Annotated in this window: 18 protein-coding genes, 3 tRNA genes and 2 pseudogenes; 5 read left to right on the top strand and 18 right to left on the bottom strand. The window is 65.8% G+C overall.

Annotation, left to right across the window (positions count from 1 at the left end; all coding sequences use genetic code 11):
- From H7K45_RS13225 to H7K45_RS13215, 3 genes and pseudogenes are all read right to left on the bottom strand, one after another.
- Positions 1-681: pseudogene (locus tag H7K45_RS13225) on the bottom strand (helix-turn-helix domain-containing protein); the annotation flags it as partial.
- Positions 660-875, bottom strand: a pseudogene (locus H7K45_RS31775) (leucine zipper domain-containing protein); the annotation flags it as partial. The pseudogenes H7K45_RS13225 and H7K45_RS31775, both read right to left, overlap by 22 nt.
- Before the next feature lie 683 nt (positions 876-1,558).
- Complete coding sequence (locus tag H7K45_RS13215) at positions 1,559-2,182, bottom strand: M15 family metallopeptidase (RefSeq protein ID WP_263996991.1); 624 nt, start codon at positions 2,180-2,182, stop codon at positions 1,559-1,561.
- Positions 2,183-2,396: 214 nt separating this feature from the next.
- On the opposite strand from H7K45_RS13215, the gene H7K45_RS13210 reads away from it, so the two are divergent.
- Positions 2,397-3,287 carry an endonuclease/exonuclease/phosphatase family protein gene (locus H7K45_RS13210; RefSeq protein WP_263996256.1) on the top strand — a complete coding sequence of 297 codons (891 nt, stop codon included), beginning with the start codon at positions 2,397-2,399 and terminating at the stop codon, positions 3,285-3,287.
- Positions 3,288-3,296: 9 nt separating this feature from the next.
- Here H7K45_RS13210 and H7K45_RS13205 read toward each other — a convergent pair whose 3' ends face one another.
- Complete coding sequence (locus H7K45_RS13205) at positions 3,297-4,490, bottom strand: DUF1501 domain-containing protein (protein WP_263996255.1); 1,194 nt, start codon at positions 4,488-4,490, stop codon at positions 3,297-3,299.
- Positions 4,491-4,500: 10 nt separating this feature from the next.
- Positions 4,501-5,811, bottom strand: coding sequence for a DUF1800 domain-containing protein (locus tag H7K45_RS13200; RefSeq protein WP_263996254.1), 1,311 nt, complete (start codon positions 5,809-5,811; stop codon positions 4,501-4,503).
- A gap of 372 nt (positions 5,812-6,183) precedes the next feature.
- Here H7K45_RS13200 and gmd point away from each other — a divergent pair, with 372 nt between their 5' ends.
- Positions 6,184-7,239 carry a GDP-mannose 4,6-dehydratase gene (gene gmd, locus H7K45_RS13195; RefSeq protein ID WP_263996253.1) on the top strand — a complete coding sequence of 352 codons (1,056 nt, stop codon included), beginning with the start codon at positions 6,184-6,186 and terminating at the stop codon, positions 7,237-7,239.
- Positions 7,236-8,213, top strand: a complete 978-nt coding sequence (locus tag H7K45_RS13190; protein ID WP_263996252.1) for a GDP-L-fucose synthase family protein — start codon at positions 7,236-7,238, stop codon at positions 8,211-8,213. Before gmd ends, H7K45_RS13190 begins: the two co-directional genes overlap by 4 nt.
- Before the next feature lie 111 nt (positions 8,214-8,324).
- Here the strand turns inward: H7K45_RS13190 and rplA are convergent, their stop codons facing one another.
- The 11 genes from rplA to H7K45_RS13135 all read right to left on the bottom strand — a co-directional run bounded on the left by rplA (position 8,325) and on the right by H7K45_RS13135 (position 13,043).
- A complete protein-coding gene (gene rplA, locus H7K45_RS13185; RefSeq protein ID WP_263996251.1) occupies positions 8,325-9,032 on the bottom strand; it encodes a 50S ribosomal protein L1 in 708 nt (235 codons plus the stop codon).
- Positions 9,033-9,109: 77 nt separating this feature from the next.
- Entirely contained in the window at positions 9,110-9,541 is a 432-nt protein-coding gene (gene rplK, locus H7K45_RS13180) for a 50S ribosomal protein L11 (protein WP_263996250.1), read from the bottom strand.
- Between the two features lie 28 nt (positions 9,542-9,569).
- Entirely contained in the window at positions 9,570-10,280 is a 711-nt protein-coding gene (nusG, locus tag H7K45_RS13175; protein ID WP_372512561.1) for a transcription termination/antitermination protein NusG, read from the bottom strand.
- A 185-nt stretch (positions 10,281-10,465) separates the two neighbouring features.
- Complete coding sequence (gene secE / locus H7K45_RS31500) at positions 10,466-10,966, bottom strand: preprotein translocase subunit SecE (RefSeq protein WP_263996249.1); 501 nt, start codon at positions 10,964-10,966, stop codon at positions 10,466-10,468.
- 31 nt (positions 10,967-10,997) lie between these two features.
- Positions 10,998-11,070 (bottom strand) — tRNA-Trp (locus tag H7K45_RS13165).
- A gap of 151 nt (positions 11,071-11,221) precedes the next feature.
- On the bottom strand, positions 11,222-11,731 hold the full coding sequence (gene hadC / locus H7K45_RS13160) for a (3R)-hydroxyacyl-ACP dehydratase subunit HadC (RefSeq protein ID WP_263996248.1): 510 nt from the start codon (positions 11,729-11,731) through the stop codon (positions 11,222-11,224).
- A gap of 2 nt (positions 11,732-11,733) precedes the next feature.
- Positions 11,734-12,162, bottom strand: coding sequence for a (3R)-hydroxyacyl-ACP dehydratase subunit HadB (hadB, locus tag H7K45_RS13155; protein WP_263996247.1), 429 nt, complete (start codon positions 12,160-12,162; stop codon positions 11,734-11,736).
- Positions 12,149-12,625 (bottom strand): (3R)-hydroxyacyl-ACP dehydratase subunit HadA, encoded by a 477-nt coding sequence (gene hadA, locus H7K45_RS13150; protein ID WP_263996246.1) that lies wholly within the window; start codon positions 12,623-12,625, stop codon positions 12,149-12,151. The genes hadB and hadA overlap by 14 nt, the downstream gene beginning before the upstream one ends.
- A gap of 50 nt (positions 12,626-12,675) precedes the next feature.
- Positions 12,676-12,843, bottom strand: a complete 168-nt coding sequence (gene rpmG / locus H7K45_RS13145; RefSeq protein WP_056550495.1) for a 50S ribosomal protein L33 — start codon at positions 12,841-12,843, stop codon at positions 12,676-12,678.
- Positions 12,844-12,882: 39 nt separating this feature from the next.
- A tRNA-Met gene (locus tag H7K45_RS13140) sits at positions 12,883-12,956 on the bottom strand.
- A gap of 14 nt (positions 12,957-12,970) precedes the next feature.
- Positions 12,971-13,043: transfer RNA gene (locus H7K45_RS13135), tRNA-Thr, on the bottom strand.
- Between the two features lie 144 nt (positions 13,044-13,187).
- On the opposite strand from H7K45_RS13135, the gene H7K45_RS13130 reads away from it, so the two are divergent.
- Positions 13,188-13,901, top strand: coding sequence for an MBL fold metallo-hydrolase (locus H7K45_RS13130; protein ID WP_263996245.1), 714 nt, complete (start codon positions 13,188-13,190; stop codon positions 13,899-13,901).
- Between the two features lie 4 nt (positions 13,902-13,905).
- Positions 13,906-14,970 carry a DUF2510 domain-containing protein gene (locus H7K45_RS13125; protein WP_263996244.1) on the top strand — a complete coding sequence of 355 codons (1,065 nt, stop codon included), beginning with the start codon at positions 13,906-13,908 and terminating at the stop codon, positions 14,968-14,970.
- Between the two features lie 352 nt (positions 14,971-15,322).
- Here H7K45_RS13125 and H7K45_RS13120 read toward each other — a convergent pair whose 3' ends face one another.
- Together H7K45_RS13120 and H7K45_RS13115 are read right to left on the bottom strand one after the other, a co-directional pair.
- The gene (locus H7K45_RS13120; RefSeq protein WP_263996243.1) at positions 15,323-16,717 is read right to left on the bottom strand and encodes an FAD-dependent oxidoreductase; all 1,395 of its coding nucleotides are present in this window, start codon (positions 16,715-16,717) and stop codon (positions 15,323-15,325) included.
- Between the two features lie 5 nt (positions 16,718-16,722).
- Positions 16,723-17,376 (bottom strand): undecaprenyl diphosphate synthase family protein, encoded by a 654-nt coding sequence (locus H7K45_RS13115; protein ID WP_263996242.1) that lies wholly within the window; start codon positions 17,374-17,376, stop codon positions 16,723-16,725.
- Positions 17,377-17,445: the final 69 nt, after the last annotated feature.

Genomic DNA, 17,445 nt, shown 5'->3' with positions numbered 1-17,445 from the left:
GGCCTCGCGCCAGGCGTAGGACACGTAGGCCGACCCGTTGTCGGACAAGACCCGTTCGACGGTGACGCCACGCTCAGCGAACCACGCCACCGCGCGGCGCAGGACACCGATCGCGGTGACGGCTTTCTCGTCGGACTGAATCTCGGCGTAGGCCACCCGGGAATGATCNTCAATGACTGTGTGCNGGAACGNAATTCCGATCCGGGGCCGCCAATCCCCCGCGCGTTCGCCGGTCCGATGCGCGGTCCGCTGTCTGTTGCGTCTGCCGTGCTCGCGACTCAAGAACCGATGTCCGCCGCCGTCGGGGATGTTGGCGAACTTGGTGACGTCGACGTGGATCAGCGAGCCGGGATGGTCGTGTTCGTAGCGGCGCAGGGGTTCCCCGGTGACCCGGTCAATGTAGGACAGCCGGTTGATNCGGCACCGGGTCAGCACCGCGTGCACCGTGGAAGCCGGCACGCCAAGGCGCCCGGCGATCTGCACCGGACCCAACCGCTTGCGCCACCGCACGTCAACGATTCGTCGCATCACCTGCTGGCTGGTCTTGTTCGGACTGTGGCGCGGCCGAGAACTGCGGTCGACCATCCCCACAGCGCCTTCGGCACGGAAGCGGTCCGCCCATTTCTTGGCGGTTCGTGGGGAGACCATGAACATCTTGGCCGCTGCGGCGTAGGTCCAGCCTGGCGCGGCCGAGAACTGCGGTCGACCATCCCCACAGCGCCTTCGGCACGGAAGCGGTCCGCCCATTTCTTGGCGGTTCGTGGGGAGACCATGAACATCTTGGCCGCTGCGGCGTAGGTCCAGCCNNNCTCGACGACGAACTNAGCGAGCCTCAAACGTGCACGAGGGGTCAAAGCAGCGTTAGCGTGGGACACGAAGGCCTCCTGGTTGATGAAGCGGTTCCTAGACAGCTCCACTTCACAACCGGAGGCCGCGTGGGACACGAAGGCCTCCTGGTTGATGAAGCGGTTCCTAGACAGCTCCACTTCACAACCGGAGGCCTTCTCTGTCACACAGGCTCACCGATACGAATCGGGACAACCTCCCTGGACATCACAAGTAGCGCGGGGAACTTCGGCTGGATGCGGATAGTTGACGGTCGAGGAACGCTACAAAGTTTCTTCATTCGACCCACGCTTGGCTTTTCCAGCAACTCTTGGCATAGTTGTCGGGGGGGCTGACGCAACGGAGTACATATGAAGCGATCGACCTCCCTCCGCACCGCCGGTCTTGGTGCAGCGCTACTCGGCTTGACCACCGTACTGAGATTGGCGCGCTGCTATGGCGACGTCGCGGCGAGCCTAGATGAACGTCGATCAGAGGACGATCTCGACGCTGCAATGGGCGGTCGAGCTGGCGTGAGTCGCTTGCCAGTACCGAAGCAGCAACGCTCGGGTGCAGCTGCGTAGAACGGCGACTTCGAATGCCGACCGTTTCGGCGCAAGCGGCGGCCAAGGTTTTTGAGCGCATTGCCCCGCATAATCGACAGACTTGTCAGAGACCCCTAACCCCAGCAGCACGTCTGCCTGGGCAGCGGCGACCGAGTCGCCAGCTGAGCTCAGCTCACCGGCACGTCCAAGATCGGCCGCGGGTCCTTCGCGCCCGGCCCGTCGAAGTGCCACCACTCCCCCACATATGGGGACAAGCCGCCGGCCTGCATCGCCGCACGCAATAGCGCCCGGTTGGCCTGCTGCCCGGCAGTGAGCCCGTCGGCGGCATAGGCCAGGCTCTTCGGCGTGAAATCGTCGAACCCCGTACCCATGTCGAGAAGCCACCCGTAGTGCCCGTCGGCGACGGTCACGTCGACCGACCGTCCCGCCTCGTGGCTGCGCGCATAATCGCTCGGCCGCGCCACCCAATTCGGGTTCGGCACCTTCTGGAACATCCGAACCTGTACGTCGTGCGGACGGTAGCAATCCCAGAACACCGACCGCATGCCTTGCGCCCGAAGCTGATTCGCCGCCGTCGCCAATCCGTCGGCCAACGACTCGTGCACCAGGCACCGCGCGTCAGCCGGGTAGAGCGCCACGCCGGTGAAGTTGTCGGCCGTCGCGTACCGCAGATCCACCATCGCGTCCGGCACCACCGTACGCACGTCGACCAGACCCGCCGCCTGCGCCAGCGCCGACACCGGCGGCGGATCGGCCCCCGCCGACCCCACGTTGATCATGGCGGCGCACATTACGCCGAACACGGCGGCAATCCATCTTCTGGGCGGGGTCACGGTACGAGTCTGCAGTGCCAGCGCGCCGAGACGCAGGGATACTTGTCTCGACACCGCGTCACTGCACGTGCGGCATGACGCCATTCGAGGAGGAAGCCTGACCACCGCACGTCGCGTCGCCGCCACTTGGCTAGGCGTCGGCCTCCTCCTCGCCGCCGCGGCAGCCCTCGCCGTGAGTTTCACGCCCATCCCCAGCCACCCGGTGCTATACCTGGTCATCGCCGCTCCGTACCTGATGCTCGCCGCACCCGTCGCCCTTCTGGTGCTGGCCTGGGTGCGGCGGTGGGTCCTCGCCGCCGTCGCCGCGCTGCTCACCGCCACGCTGGTCGCCCTTCAGGTGCCGTGGTTCCTCGCCGCCACCCCCGAGCGAGGATCGGTCGCCGTCCGGACGATGACGGTCAACATGCTCTACGGCCTGGCCGAGCCGGAAGCCGTCGCCGAGTCCGCCGCCCGCGACGCGGACGTCCTGATGGTGCAAGAGCTGACCCCGGAGGCGGCCCGCGGCCTGGCCGACGCGGGCATCCGCGACACCTTCCCGTACCAGGCCCTCGACGCGCGACCGGTGGCGGCGGGCGTGGGCATCTACAGCCGGCACCCCATCACGATCTCCACCCTTATCCCGGGCTACCGACTCGCCATGGTCAGCGCGAAGATCCGGGTCCCCGGCGTCGACCGCGACGTCTCGTTGCTCACCGTCCACCTCGACGCCCCCTGGCCGCGGCCCATCAGCGGCTGGCAGAGCGACATCGCGAAGTTCCCGGACGCGCTCAGCCGAGTAGCAACCGAGGCCGGCGACGGAGCAGTCATCGTCGGCGGTGACTTCAACTCCACGATCGACATGCGTCCGTATCGTCAGTTGCTCACCAACGGCTACCAGGACGCCACCGCGCAGTCGGGCTCGGGCCGCAACTTCACCTACCCCGCCGACAAGCCGTACCCGCCGGTGCTCGGCATCGACCATGTCCTGACGCGCAACGCCACCGGTGTCTCCACCGCGACCGAGAAGCTGCCGGGCACCGACCACCGGGCGCTGCTCGTCACGGTCATGGTGCCGGCTGGCTGACCAGACGGACTAGAGGAAGCCCAGGTCGGTGCGCCCGGCGCCCACAGACGGCTCGGGGTCGGCACCTACGGTGTGCACCAGCAGCGTGTGGTAGACGTCGCGAAAGTCGCTGGTGGTCTTCAGGTCTCCGTCGTCCAGGTAGGTCAGGCTGGGCTCGTCACCGTAGAAGCCGCCCTTGACCGGTGCACCGGCGACGAAGACCGGGCCCGCCGTGCCGTGGTCGGTGCCCTGCGAGGCGTTGGCAGCCACCCGCCTGCCGAACTCCGAGTAGGCCATCACCACCACGTCCTTGCCGTGCGGGTCGCCGGCCATGTCGGCCAGGAACGGCGTCAGCGCTTCGTCGAGGGTCTGCAGTTGTCGCTGCTGGGTGCCGCGCTCGTCGGCATGGGTGTCGAATCCGCCGAGCTGCACCATGTAGACCCGCGTGGGGACGACCGCCTTGACGCACTGGGCGACCACGGTCAGCTGCTCGGCCAACGAATTGCCACGGATCGCCGCGTTCTTGGCCTTCCCCGACTCGAAGCCGCCGAACGTCTTGTCGGCGGTCTGCGTGGCGCGGTAGGCCGTCCGCACCATCGACATCGCAGGGGTGTCGTGGGGGTCGTCGACGCCCAGCGCCGCCATGGTCGCGTCGAACTGCGCGGGCGCCAGCCCCGACGGCGACAGCGCTGCCGCGGTGGCCTTGGCCCCGACCGCCAGCGGCGGCAGCACTCCGCCGATGTTGACCGCACGCAACGGGTCGTCACCGGTGGCGTCCAACCACCGTCCGATCCAGCCGGTCGACACCGGCTCGGCCGGGGAGGCGGTCTGCCAGATGTCCATCGACCGGAAGTGGCTGTGGTCGGGCTTGGGGTAGCTCACCCCGCGCACGATCGCCAGCGTGCCGTCACCCCACGCCGTGGCCATGCCCTTCATGGCCGGGTTGAGCCCCAGCTGGTCGTCGAGGTGCAGCACCTCCTCCGGGGCGTAGGCCAGCTCGGGGCGCTTGTCGTGATAGGCGTTGTCCGCGTAGGGAATCAGGGTGTTGAGGCCGTCGTTGCCGCCGTACATCGTGACCAGGACGAGGATGCCGGTGCCATCGGCGAGCGGACGATCGTGGGCCGCCCTCTGCAGTTCGGGCCATCCGATGGCAGCGGCGCCGGACAACAGGCCGGCGGTGCCGATGCTGGCGATGAGGAATCTGCGGCGGGTGAGTTCAGGCATCTCGGTCTCGTCAGGAGGTCAGGTATTCGGGGGTGTTGACCGCGGCGGCAAGCAACTGCGGCGGGTTCTTCGTCATCGGTGCGAGTGCCTTGGCGGACTGGTCGGTCCACGATCCGACGCCGATCAGGTAGCCCGTCGCGTCGAGGCGGTCACCGGGTGCGGCCTCTTCGATGGTGGACAGGTTCCCGGACTTCGCCAAGTCGGCCGCGGTGCGCAGCCGCACACCAGCAGTCGCCGTCGACAGCCACGGTTGGCCGTGGGGCCAGCCGCCGACGTCGGGCGGGTAGAACGGCCGCTGACCCAAGCTTCTCAACGCCGTGGCGACGGTCTTGGCGTGCGCACCGGAGTCGACGGGTACCTTCAGCGTCCGCACCACCCCGACGAGCCACTCGACGGGAGTGTTCACGACGGTGTTGGTGCTGCCGAGGAATTGGGGGTCGGTGAGGATCGTCTTGGTCACCGCCGTCAGGTCGCGGCCGGGACCGTAGGCGGCGACCGCACGATCCAGCGCGGCCGGTGACGGTCCCGCGTCGGCGGCCAGCTGCTGCCACAGGCGACCGACGACGTACTTCGGCGAATTGGGTTGCGCCAGTACGATGTCGCAGTAGTCGGCGGCGCCCAGGTCACCCTTCACACCCAGCAGCGTCTTCTCTGCAGCGTCGTGACGATTGGCGACCAGTTGCGTCGTGCCGTCGTGTCCGATGGTCCAACCGGTCAGCGCCCTCGCGCCCACGCGTACGTCGTCCTCGGTGTATCCGTTGCCGTGCCCCAGGGCGAAGAGCTCCATGAATTCTCGGGAGAGGTTCTCGTTGGCCGCCTTGGCGGTGTTGTCTTGGCCGTCGAGCCAGCGCAGCATCGCCGCATCGGTCAACATCGCGTACGCCAGGGCGCGGAAGTCCCCCCGGTTCAATGTGCGGAGCTTCTGATTCTGCGCGGCCATGAACGCCGCGACCTTTACTTTGGTCGCCGAGGTGGCGAAGTGGTTGTGCCACAACAGGGTCAGCTTCTCGTGCAGCGGTTGCTCCACTGCCACCATGCGGTTCACCCACCACGCCGTCAGACTGGTCGCGTCCTCGGAAAGCTGGTGGTTGTATCGGGCATGGACGTCCTGACTGGCGTTCTTGCCCGGCGGCGTCGGCGGGGACAGCTGTGGCAACGGGGTGGCCAGGGCGCCGGGGTCCTGATCCGGGTCCGACGCCAACGCCGTGTCGAGGTAGGTCGAGAGATCCTGCCCGGTGAGCGCGTCGATCTGCGGACCGCTGGCCCCGAACCCCGCGCGGCGCAGCACGCGGGCCGTGGTGATCCACCGCGGTGACTGCATGCACCCCACTATCGGCACCTTGGCTGACAATTGCCCCCGCGTACCTGGGGAATGCGCTGCCGACCTCCATCGCGGTCCGAATGTCGCAGTGAACCGGCGGTGAAAGCCCGAAACAAGCTGACCAAATTCAAATCTCAACGAACACCTGACACCGCCATCGCCAGCCCTGTGTGCCTCTGCGCGTTGCGGTACTGTCCATCGACAGGCCATAGAGCAGGGTCTGTACCACCGGGGGATTTAAGTTCATGAAATGTCGGGGGGATTTAAGTTCATGAAATGTCGGCTGGAGTCTAGGGGTAGGCCTATGCGCCGCCCGCAATTCTCTGTATGGGGGCCGCATCGCTGCGAAGCCGCAATCCGCAAGGGGCGTCGATGACCAAGCGCGCGCTGATCACCGGAATTACCGGCCAGGACGGCTCGTACCTTGCGGAACTGCTGCTCGGCAAGGGTTATGAAGTCCACGGGCTAATCCGTCGTGCGTCGACGTTCAATACGTCACGAATCGACCACCTCTATGTCGATCCACACTCACCCGACGCCAAGTTGTTCCTCCATTATGGGGACCTCAGCGACGGCGCTAGATTGGTGACGTTGCTCGCTGCCATTGAACCCGACGAGGTCTATAATCTCGCGGCGCAGTCCCATGTGCGAGTCTCCTTCGACGAACCCGAACACACTGCCGACACCACTGGAACTGGCACGATCCGTATGCTCGAGGCCGTGCGGCTCTCGGGCATCGAGACCCGTTTCTATCAGGCATCGTCGTCAGAGATGTACGGGGCAACGCCGCCACCTCAGAACGAGAACACCCCGTTCTATCCGCGCTCTCCCTACGGGGCTGCCAAGCTGTACAGCTACTGGATTACGAGGAACTACCGCGAGGCCTACGGCATCTTCGCGGCCAACGGAATCCTGTTCAACCACGAATCACCGCGGCGCGGCGAGACGTTCGTTACCCGAAAGATCACCCGTGCCGTTGCCGCCATCAAGGCGGGCCAGCAGGACTTTCTCTACATGGGCAATCTCGACGCGGTACGCGACTGGGGGTATGCCGCCGAATACGTTGAAGGCATGTGGCGAATGCTGCAGGCCGACGAACCGGACGACTACGTCCTCGCCACGAACGAGGGATTCACCGTTCGCGAATTCTTGGAGATCGCCTTCGGGCATGTGGGGCTCAGTTGGGAGGACCATGTCCGGTTCGACGAGCGCTACCTGCGCGCCACCGAGGTCGACTCACTCATCGGCGACGCCTCGCGAGCACGCGACAAACTGGGTTGGGTTCCGACTATTCACGGCCGAGAATTGGCGCGCCTTATGGTTGACGCCGATGTCGAGGCTCTCGCGCATTCCGGTAGCCCCTGGATCGACACAGTGCATCTTGAGTCCTGGAGAACCGACGATGTCAGTGTCGGAGCGGCTGAATGACGGTTGCGCACGACTTTTCACCGGGAGAACTTAACCGTGAGGCAACTTTCTATGTTGCCGGCCATCGCGGCCTCGTTGGCTCTGCGATCGTGCGCCGACTCGAATCCGCGGGTTTCGAGAACATCGTCGGTAGGACGTCAGCCGAACTCGACCTGAAGAATCGCGACGCCGTCCTCGGCTTCTTCGCCGAACTCAAGCCAAGATATGTCGTCCTTGCCGCTGCGAAGGTCGGCGGGATCATGGCGAACAGCACCTACCCAGTGGACTTTCTCAGCGACAACATCCGGATTCAGGTCAACGTCCTCGATGCGTCTCGTCAGGTCGACGTCGAACGATTGCTGTTCCTCGGATCCTCTTGCATCTACCCGAAGTTCGCCGAACAGCCGATCCGCGAGGAATCACTGCTCACCGGCCACCTCGAGCCGACCAACGACGCATACGCGATCGCCAAGATCGCTGGAATCCTTCACGTGCAGTCGGTGCGAAGACAGTATGGCTTGCCATGGATCTCGGCGATGCCAACCAACCTCTACGGGCCGAACGACAACTTCTCGCCCGCGGGTTCCCACGTGCTACCCGCACTGATCCGACGCTACGACGAGGCGGTCGCGTCGGGCGCGGCGTCGGTGGTCAACTGGGGCTCGGGTTCACCGCGACGTGAATTCCTGCATGCGGACGACATGGCTGACGCATGTTTGCACCTGCTCGAACACTTCGACGGGCCCGACCAGGTCAACGTCGGCAGCGGAACCGACGTGACGATCCGTGAGATCGCCGAGACTGTTGCGTCCGTCGTCGGTTACACCGGTGAGACCGAGTGGGACACAACGAAGCCCGATGGGACTCCCCAGAAACTCCTCGACGTCTCGAAGCTCGCGCGGGCAGGATGGACCTCGAAGATTCCGTTGTCGGAGGGCCTAGAGCGCACAGTGGCGTGGTACCGAGACCATATCGGCTCGCTGCGTGAGAAGTAACGCGCCGAACGCTTGGTAAACAACGCACGTCAACCCTGCCCGAAGCAAAACCCCCGACACCGCGAGGGTGTCGGGGGCGTGCTCGATGCCGTGAGTTTTACGCCTGGCGGCCTACGCCTCCGCGAAGTTACGCGTGACGGCCGGATCCACCTGGATGCCGGGGCCGGTCGTGGTCGAGACGGTGACCTTCTTCAGGTAACGGCCCTTCGACGACGACGGCTTGGCGCGCATGATCTCGTCGATCGCGGCACCGTAGTTCTCGGCGAGCGACTTCTCGTCGAAGGACGCCTTGCCGATGACGAAGTGCAGGTTGGCCTGCTTGTCGACGCGGAAGTTGATCTTGCCGCCCTTGATGTCCTGCACGGCCTTGGCCACGTCGGGGGTGACGGTGCCGGTCTTCGGGTTGGGCATCAGGCCACGCGGTCCGAGGACGCGGGCGATCTTGCCGACCTTGGCCATCTGGTCGGGCGTCGCGATGGCGGCGTCGAAGTCCAGGAACCCGCCCTGGATGCGCTCGATCAGGTCGTCGCTGCCCACCTCGTCGGCACCGGCGGCCACGGCGGCCTCGGCCTTGTCGCCGACGGCGAACACGATGACGCGCGCGGTCTTGCCCGTGCCGTGCGGCAGGTTGACGGTGCCACGCACCATCTGGTCGGCCTTGCGGGGGTCGACGCCCAGGCGGATCGCGACCTCGACGGTGGCGTCCTGCTTCTTCGACGACGTCTCCTTGGCCAGCTTGGCGGCCTCGAGCGGCGTGTACAGGTTGTCGCGGTCGACCTTCTCGGCGGCTTCGCGGTATGCCTTGCTTGTCTTGCTCATTGGATTCCAATCACGTGCGTTGGGTCGTGGTTAGGTGCGGGCCGAAGCGGGCCCTCCCACGTCTAGCGGGGTACTGCCTAGGAGACCGTGATGCCCATCGAACGGGCGGTGCCTGCGATGATCTTTGCCGCGGCGTCGATGTCGTTGGCGTTGAGGTCTTCCTTCTTCTGCTCCGCGATCTCGCGGATCTGATCCCAGGTCACCTTGGCGACCTTGGTCTTGTGCGGCTCGCCGGAACCCTTCTGCACACCAGCGGCCTTGAGCAGCAGCTTGGCGGCGGGCGGGGTCTTCAGCACGAACGTGAAGCTGCGGTCCTCGTAGACCGTGATCTCCACGGGGATGACGTTGCCACGCTGGGATTCCGTCGCGGCGTTGTACGCCTTGCAGAATTCCATGATGTTGACGCCGTGCTGACCGAGCGCGGGGCCGATGGGCGGGGCGGGGTTGGCCGCACCAGCCTGGACCTGCAGCTTGATCAGCCCAGTGACCTTCTTCTTCTTGGGGGGCATGACGTGTTCTTTCCTGTTCTCGTTGTACTTAGATCTTGGAGACCTGGGTGAAGGCCAACTCGACGGGCGTCTCGCGACCGAAGATCGACACCAGCACCTTGAGCTTCTGCTGCTCGGCGTTGACCTCGCTGATCGAGGCGGGCAACGTCGCGAACGGGCCGTCCATGACGGTGACCGACTCGCCGACCTCGAAGTCGACCAGGATGGTCGGCCGCTCGAGACCACCGGACTCGGCAGCCGCTGCCGTGCTGCCCGAGGTGGACTTGGCGGGCTTCTTCGCCGCGCCAGGCGGGAGCAGGAACTTCACCACGTCGTCGAGCGTCAGTGCCGACGGCTTGGAGGTCGCTCCGACGAAGCCCGTGACACCGGGGGTGTTGCGGACCGCGCTCCACGACTCGTCGGTCAGGTCCATGCGCACCAGGATGTAACCGGGCAGCACCTTGCGGTTGACCTGCTTGCGCTGGCCGTTCTTGATCTCAGTGACCTCTTCGATGGGCACTTCCACCTGGAAGATGTAGTCGCCGACGTCGAGGTTCTGCACGCGCGTCTCGAGGTTGGCCTTCACCTTGTTCTCGTAGCCCGCGTAGGAGTGGATGACGTACCAGTTGCCGGGCTTGGACCGCAGGTCCTTCTTCAGCGCCACGGCGGGGTCGACATCTTCGTCCTCGACCTCTGCCGGCGTCTCCTCGGCGGCGGGAGCTTCTTCGACCTCGTCCACCGCGTCGTCGACGTCGGGGATCTCGGCGACGGCCTCGGCGGTCGACGACTCCAACGACTCCGCCGTCCGGCTCGCGATCACCGTGGTGGGATCGGCGTCCTCGATGCGTGCGTCGGACACAGCCGAAGCCGAAGGCGTGTCGCCCTCGAAGGAAGTCACGTGTCAGTCCTCTCTAGATTCTTTCGCTCGCGTGCGTGGCGGCCTCGTCAGCCGAAGACCAACGTCACGAGTTTGGCCAGGCCCAGATCGACGCCGCCGATCAGCGAGACCATGAACGCCAGGAACACCAGCACCACGGTCGTGTAGCTGATCATCTGCTTGCGGTTGGGCCAGATCACCTTGCGGAGCTCGGCCACGACCTGCTTCAGGAAGTTCACGACGTACAGGAACGGGTTGCGTGACGGGCCCGACTGCTTCTTGTCGGTCTTGGGCTTCTTGACGTCGCCGGACTTGGTGTCGTCCGAGTCCGTCTTCGCCTCGGGCTCGGCGCCGGCGGCGGTCCCGGTGACCGGGCGACGGGTGCGCTTGCCGGTGGGCCGCTGCGGACGGGTCGCCACGGCCGTCTGGCTGCGGGTACCGGTCACGCCGAGCTCTTCGGCAGTCGACTCGACGTCGACGACGTCGGAGTCCGCGTCGTCGACTGGTGAGCCGGCACCGTTGCGATCGTCGCTCACCGCATGCCTTTCGTCGGTTTCCTTGGTGGTCACCTTCCAGTGTCCACGCTTTGGGTCAGTGGAGCAGGGGCGACAGGACTTGAACCTGCAACCTGCGGTTTTGGAGACCGCTGCTCTGCCAGTTGAGCTACGCCCCTTCACAGACGGAACTGTTGGCAGCACCATCCACGTTCCGGGGTCTTACACAATTCACGCGCTCCCCGATCGGTCGATCAGTAACCGACGGACAGCGCGCATGATTGGGCAGAACCCCGAGGACCGAGTGTACAACGGCCCTATTGCGAGTTACTAATCCGCGGTGGCGGTCCGAATGACCTGACCGCTCGCCGCGTCCCACTTCATCGACACCGAATTGTCGCCCTCGTGACCCATCAGCGTGGTGAACGCTTCCATGACGACGGTGCCGTCGAGTTCGGCGCAGACGTTGCGGGTGGTCACGATGTCGGCCCCGAAGCGTTCGTCGACCGACTCGATGTGCATGGTCCCGGTCAGCTCGTCACCGACCCGAATGGGGCGATGGAAAAGGAACTTCTGGTCGACCTGCAGAATCTGCAGCGTCTCCAGTCCGATGTCCACGTGCTGGAAGAAGTGGTTCTGGATCATCACCGCGAAGATGGCCGCGAACGTGGGCGGGGCGATGAGCGCGTCGTGACCGAGTTCCGAGGCGGCGGCCTCGTCGACGGTCGCGGGGTCGTTGGCCTTCACCGCCGAGGCGTACTGCCGCACCTGTTCACGGCCGACGACGAAGGTGTCCGGGTACTTCCAGACCATGCCCCGGATGTCTGTCTTGAGCGCCACGGTTACGCCAACTTCGCCGTAGCGGTCGCCCGCCCGAAGATCTTCTTGCCGCCGGTGGTGGCCGAAAGCGCGATGACGACCGACTTGGCCTCCGGGTCGACCGACTTCACGCGTCCGTTGAAGACGATCTCGGCGCCGACGCCGTCGTTGGGCACGGGGACGACGGCGGTGAACCGCACGTTGTACTCGGTGACCGCGGCCGGGTCACCGATCCAAGAGGTGACGTACCCGCCACCGAGACCCATGGTCAGCATCCCGTGCGCGATCGCGGTGTCGAGGCCGACCTGCTTGGCGATGTCGTCGTCCCAGTGGATCGGGTTCAGGTCACCGGAGACACCGGCGTAGTTGACCAGGTCCATCCGAGTCAGGGGGATGACGCGCTCGGGGAGCTCGTCACCAACCTTGACCGAGCTGAACTCACGTAGCGCCATTGGAAAAGCCCTCTCCACTCTCGTCTGCACGACCAGCCAGGGTCGTGTACGTCTCCAATACGACCTCGTCGTCATCGGTGGTGATCATGGTCTTCAACACGATGATGTCGGTGCCGTGCGCCTGCCGGTAGGAATGTGCGTACACGTCGCAGAAGAGCCGGTCGCCCACCTTCACCGTCTGCAGGAACTTGAACTCCTGGTCGACCTGGACGATCTGCGCGTCGGTGATGCCGACGTTGACGCTCTCGAAGAAGGCGACCTGCGCGGTGTAGCCGAACACCGACATGAACGTCAGGGGCGCCAGCAGCGCCGAATGACCATGCGCGCCTGCGGCACCCTCGTCGTGGTAGACCGCGTCGTCGTTCTTGATCGCGCTGGCGTACTCACGAACCTTCTCACGGCCCACTTCGTAGAAGTCGGGATGACGGTAGTGCTTCCCGACGATCTCTGGAGACAGCGGCACGAATGGGTTCCTTGTCGGTCAACCCCGAGCCAGCGGCCCGGGCGTCGTCCCTAGCGCGATTCCTTGTGCGGACGGTGGGTGCCGCAGTTCGGGCAGAACTTCTTGATCTCGAGGCGGTCGGGATCGTTGCGCCGGTTCTTCTTGGTGATGTAGTTCCGGTGCTTGCACACCTCGCACGCCAAGGTGATCTTGGGCCGTACGTCTGTACTCGAGGCCACGTCAGTCGTCCTTCTTCATTCACTTGCATTGTCGTCTTGTAGCGGTGGGGGGGCTCGATCCCCCGACCTCACGATTATGAGTCGTGCGCTCTAACCAGCTGAGCTACACCGCCATGGGCACCACCCGGGCCCCCTAACGGAATCGAACCGTTGACCTCTTCCTTACCATGGAAGCGCTCTACCGACTGAGCTAAGGGGGCAACCGCCCGCGGCGGTCGGAAATTCCGCGCCGTGGGACTTAGAGAGGGTACAACCCGGGGTCGGGCGTCACCAAACCGCAGCTCCTCGCGGCCAATCCGGCCCGTACTTGCAGGGGACATGCGTCGGGGAAATAGGGTGACCCGATGACCGCCGACCGCCTCTACTTCAGGCAACTGCTGTCCGGCACCGATTTCGCCGCCAACGACGCGATCGCTCAGCAGATGCGCAACTTCGCCTACCTCGTCGGTGACCGCGAGACCGGTGACTGCGTCGTCGTCGACCCTGCCTATGCCGCCAACGACCTGCTCGACACCCTCGAATCCGACGGCATGCACCTCTCCGGAGTGCTCGTCACCCACCACCACCCCGACCACGTCGGCGGGTCGATGATGGGGTTCGAGCTCAAGGGGCTGGCCGAACTGCTGGAACGGGTCAGCGTCCCGGTGCACGTCAACACCCACGAAGCCGAGTGGGTCTCGCGGATCACCGGCATCCCGCGCGGCGACCTGTCCGCCCACGACCACGGCGACACGGTGACGGTGGGGGCGGTCGACATCGAGCTGCTGCACACCCCTGGCCACACCCCGGGCAGCCAGTGCTTCCTGCTCGACGGCCGGCTCGTCGCCGGCGACACCTTGTTCTTGGAGGGGTGCGGGCGCACCGACTTTCCCGGCGGCAACGTCGACGACATGTACCGCAGCCTGCAGGCGCTCTCGCGGCTGCCGGGCGACCCGACGGTCTTCCCGGGACACTGGTACTCCGCCAAGCCGAGCGCCTCACTGTCGGAGGTGCGCGACACCAACTACGTCTACCGGGCCAGCAGCTTGGAGCAATGGCGTACCGCGATGGGGGGCTGACCTCGTGACGACACCACTTACACCGGCCAATTGGTATCCCGATCCGGAGGATCCCAACGTCCTGAGGTACTGGGACGGCTGGGCGTGGACCGAGCACCGGGCGCCGGCACCCGATGCGACGAACGAACTGGCGGCGACGGAGGCCGGCGAGCCAGACGCTGCCCCCGAGGGCGTCCAGGAACAACCCGTCCAGCCCTACGACACCCACCCTCCGGCCGCGGCTCAGCAGACCCTTCTGGACGAGGACGACCCGTGGAACCCGCCGCTGCCGTCGTGGGATTCGCTGTCCACCGAGCCGCTGAAGACCGAGGACCCCGAGACACCGGGTGCTCCCCCGACGTCTGAGATGCCCGAGGCACCTGCCCCCGAGGCGTCGTCGCAACCCGAGGCGACCGCCGTGGAGCCGGCCAACTTCGCCCCTCCGCCGGGACCACCGCCCGGGTACTACCCACCGCCCACCCCGCCCCCCGGCGGCACGTCGAACCGGAAGCTCGTAATCGGCGTCGTCGCCGGGGTCTTGCTGCTGGTCGTGATCGCCGTCGTCGTCGCACTCGTGACGCGGACCGACGAGCCCGCCGCGGCACCAAGCGTGTCGACCTCGTCGTCGTCGGAACCCTCACCTACGCCCCCGCCGTCGGACTCGCCGACCGCCGAAGCCACCCCGACCGAATCACTGACACCGCCGCCACCCGGCGCCGAGGGCAAAGACGGCGACTACACCTTCGCGGTGGCGGGTACCGAAACCGGTGACACCATCACCTCTCCCGCTGGCGACGCGGTGCGGACCGCCGCCGACGGCACGTACTACGTCGTCTACCTCGACGTCACCAACACCGGCGCCGCCCCGCTGACCTTCGTGGCCAATTTTCAGCAACTGAACGCCTCTGGCCAGACCTTCCCGCTCGACGAGGAGGCGACCGCCTTCCTCGGGGGCACCGTCGCCGACATCGTGCCCGGCGAGCAAAAGAAGACCCCGCTCGTCTACGGCGTGCCGGTAGGCACCGAGCCCGGCAGCATCGTGCTGCACGCCGACCCGTCGACCCCCGGCGTGGAGCTCCCACTGCGTTAGGTGCTTGCGCGACAAGGGTTTCACCGCGCACGACCCGCCGATGGATGCTTTAATTGACGCAACTGTCCATACGTGGGAGGGGACCATCTACCAAGTCCGCGGGACAGCGCGGAGCCGTGACAGTGCCCATTGGCCGGGTGTTCGACCAACTGCATCGGCGTAGGTCCCACACCACGACTCGGGCTGCCCCGACATGAACTCGGCCTCGCCACCAGGGGGGGAGGTGGCGAGGCCGATTCATTCGCGAGCCCGGGGGGAGGCTCGTCACTGAATGTAAACGAGGCGTCTTAGTAGACCCCGTGGCGAACCTGAGCGATTCGTGAGAAAAGACGGCCGGGCCGCTCCGCCGAGGCTAGCGCCGCAGCACCCCGGTTTCGTGGTGATCCCGGCCGACGTTGACCTGCCAGGGGTCGACCTCCTCGCCGAAGTACTTCGCCACGCTCTGCATGGCACTCATCATGGCGTGGTCCTGGTTGTCGTAGCGATGCATGCCGTTGCGCCCCATCGGATGAAGCGTGGGATAGCGGCGACGCAGGTAGTCGCGGATGCGACCAACGCTGCGTTCCCGCACCGGGTCGTAGACCGGATACGCACATTGCGATCGAAGCACCATGACCTGCTCGATGCGGGACGCACCAAGGCCCAACGCCCTGATGTCGGCCTCGACGATCTCGCTCAGCGAGCTCTCGTCGGCGGCCATGAGGTCACCGTCTGGCCTGACGAAGTATTCGAATCCCAGAAAGGTCCCGCCCCAGCCCGCCGGGTGCAGGTCCTCCGACCACCGGCCGTAGTTTTGGATGCGACCGCACGAGAATTCGCCGCCCGGGGTGTACACCCAGTTGAACGGGATCTCGTGATGGTCGCTCAACGCGACGGCCACGGTGATGAGGCCCCGGTGGCGCAGCGTGGACGCAGCCACGTGAACCTTTCGAGGTGCCTCCGGCAGCGCCTTGACGAGGGACTGCAGCGGCATGCTGGAGAACACCGCGTCACCCTTGATCACCTCACCACCGTGCAGCTCGACGTACCACGTCCCGCCGTGCTCCCAGAGCCGCACCACCCGGGTGTTGAGCGTTGGCGTCACCCCCGCGTCGACCAGCGCGGCGCCGGCGGCGTCCCACAACTGTCCGGGACCGCGCCGCGGGTACCGGAAGACGTCCTCGCTGGGGTGCCTTCGTGTGCGCCGCACCGCCCAGTCGATGGGCTTGATGCGCTGATTCGCCCAGTCGCTGGCCAGTTCCGCGGGATCGGCGAGCCAGGTCTTGCGGACGTAGCCGTCGAAGAACGTGGTGTACCAGTATCGACCAAACTCGTGTACCCCCCACTCCTCAAAGTTGGCCGGCTGCCCGCCGGGCGAGGTGCTGCGGAGCATCCGCCAGAGGGCGAAACTGCTGAGCCCACGCAACCCACGGCCGATTCCGAGCTTGGTCACGATGTCGCGCCCGACCAGTGGATACTCGACGTACTCCCCGTCGACCAGCATCGCCGAGCTCCGCGGTACCGACAGCCACTGGTCCGGCGGAAGCAACGCGTTCCAAAGGTCCATCACCTCTTCAGATTTGGTGAAGAACCGGTGACCTCCGGGGTCGATGCACCAGTCACCGCTGCGCGGCGTGCGGGCCAGGCCACCGACGTGGCCCGTCGCCTCGAGCAGCCGCGGCGTCACTCCCCGCTGCGCCAACCGCAGGGCTGCGGTCAGCCCGGCGGGGCCGGCTCCGATGACGATCGGGCTACGCCTGGACTCCACAGGGGTCACTTCCCATGGAGCTGCGGCGTTCGTCGGTAATCGGCCACCAACTCGTCGAGTTGCTGGTCCTGCAAGTCGATCAGCGGGGTCGCCAGGAAGCGCAGTTGGGCGTATTGACACTGCATAGGCAGGAAGCCGCTGAGCAGTGGCTCCGGTGAGGTCCTGATGACCAAGTCGACCTCGCCGATGTCGAACGCGTCGTTGACGTCGCACCCCAGGCTCTTGGCCTTGACGAACGCGTTGCGCAGTTCGTCGCGGGCGTCGTACGCGGCCAGCATGTTGATCGTGAAATCCTGGCCATTGAAGGCGTTTTCGGCGTCAAGCGCAGCGGTGAGATAGTTCTCGGGAAGCAACGCCCGATCGCCGTGCAGCCGCACGGCGCACACTGCGGGATCAAACCGGGCGGGGATCAACGTCGTGAAGAATTGCACGGACGCCGCGTAGACGGCCTCCAACTCCTCGTCGCGTCGCGCCAAATTCGCCCGGCTCAGGTTGTAGACCGTCACGGTCCGCACTCCAAGCCGCTGCAGCGCGAGCAGGACGTCGGCCACCCTGTTCGCCCCCATGAGGTAGGTCTCCCCGAGCCCGACCCCGTTGGACGTCGACCACCGCCGCAGCCCATCCGGGATCAAGCCCACGTGAGGTGGTGGGTCGTACACCGTGAACCTCCCCCCGTGACGTCCGCCATGTGACGGACCATGATCAAAGACATTGACGCTCAACAACAC

Source organism: Mycobacterium yunnanensis (genome assembly GCF_025823185.1).
Taxonomy (GTDB): Bacteria; Actinomycetota; Actinomycetes; order Mycobacteriales; family Mycobacteriaceae; genus Mycobacterium; species Mycobacterium yunnanensis.
Note: the sequence above shows the minus strand (reverse complement) of the source record. Positions and strands in the feature narration are given on the sequence as shown.

What these genes read in the sequence shown, in the direction of transcription:
- H7K45_RS13215 (WP_263996991.1), bottom strand. Translation starts at nt 2,182, where the DNA reads ATGTGCGCCGCCATGATCAACGTGGGGTCGGCGGGGGCCGATCCGCCG.
- H7K45_RS13205 (WP_263996255.1), bottom strand. Translation starts at nt 4,490, where the DNA reads ATGCCTGAACTCACCCGCCGCAGATTCCTCATCGCCAGCATCGGCACC.
- H7K45_RS13200 (WP_263996254.1), bottom strand. Translation starts at nt 5,811, where the DNA reads ATGCAGTCACCGCGGTGGATCACCACGGCCCGCGTGCTGCGCCGCGCG.
- gmd (WP_263996253.1), top strand. Translation starts at nt 6,184, where the DNA reads ATGACCAAGCGCGCGCTGATCACCGGAATTACCGGCCAGGACGGCTCG.
- H7K45_RS13190 (WP_263996252.1), top strand. Translation starts at nt 7,236, where the DNA reads ATGACGGTTGCGCACGACTTTTCACCGGGAGAACTTAACCGTGAGGCA.
- rplA (WP_263996251.1), bottom strand. Translation starts at nt 9,032, where the DNA reads ATGAGCAAGACAAGCAAGGCATACCGCGAAGCCGCCGAGAAGGTCGAC.
- rplK (WP_263996250.1), bottom strand. Translation starts at nt 9,541, where the DNA reads ATGCCCCCCAAGAAGAAGAAGGTCACTGGGCTGATCAAGCTGCAGGTC.
- hadB (WP_263996247.1), bottom strand. Translation starts at nt 12,162, where the DNA reads ATGGCGCTACGTGAGTTCAGCTCGGTCAAGGTTGGTGACGAGCTCCCC.
- H7K45_RS13130 (WP_263996245.1), top strand. Translation starts at nt 13,188, where the DNA reads ATGACCGCCGACCGCCTCTACTTCAGGCAACTGCTGTCCGGCACCGAT.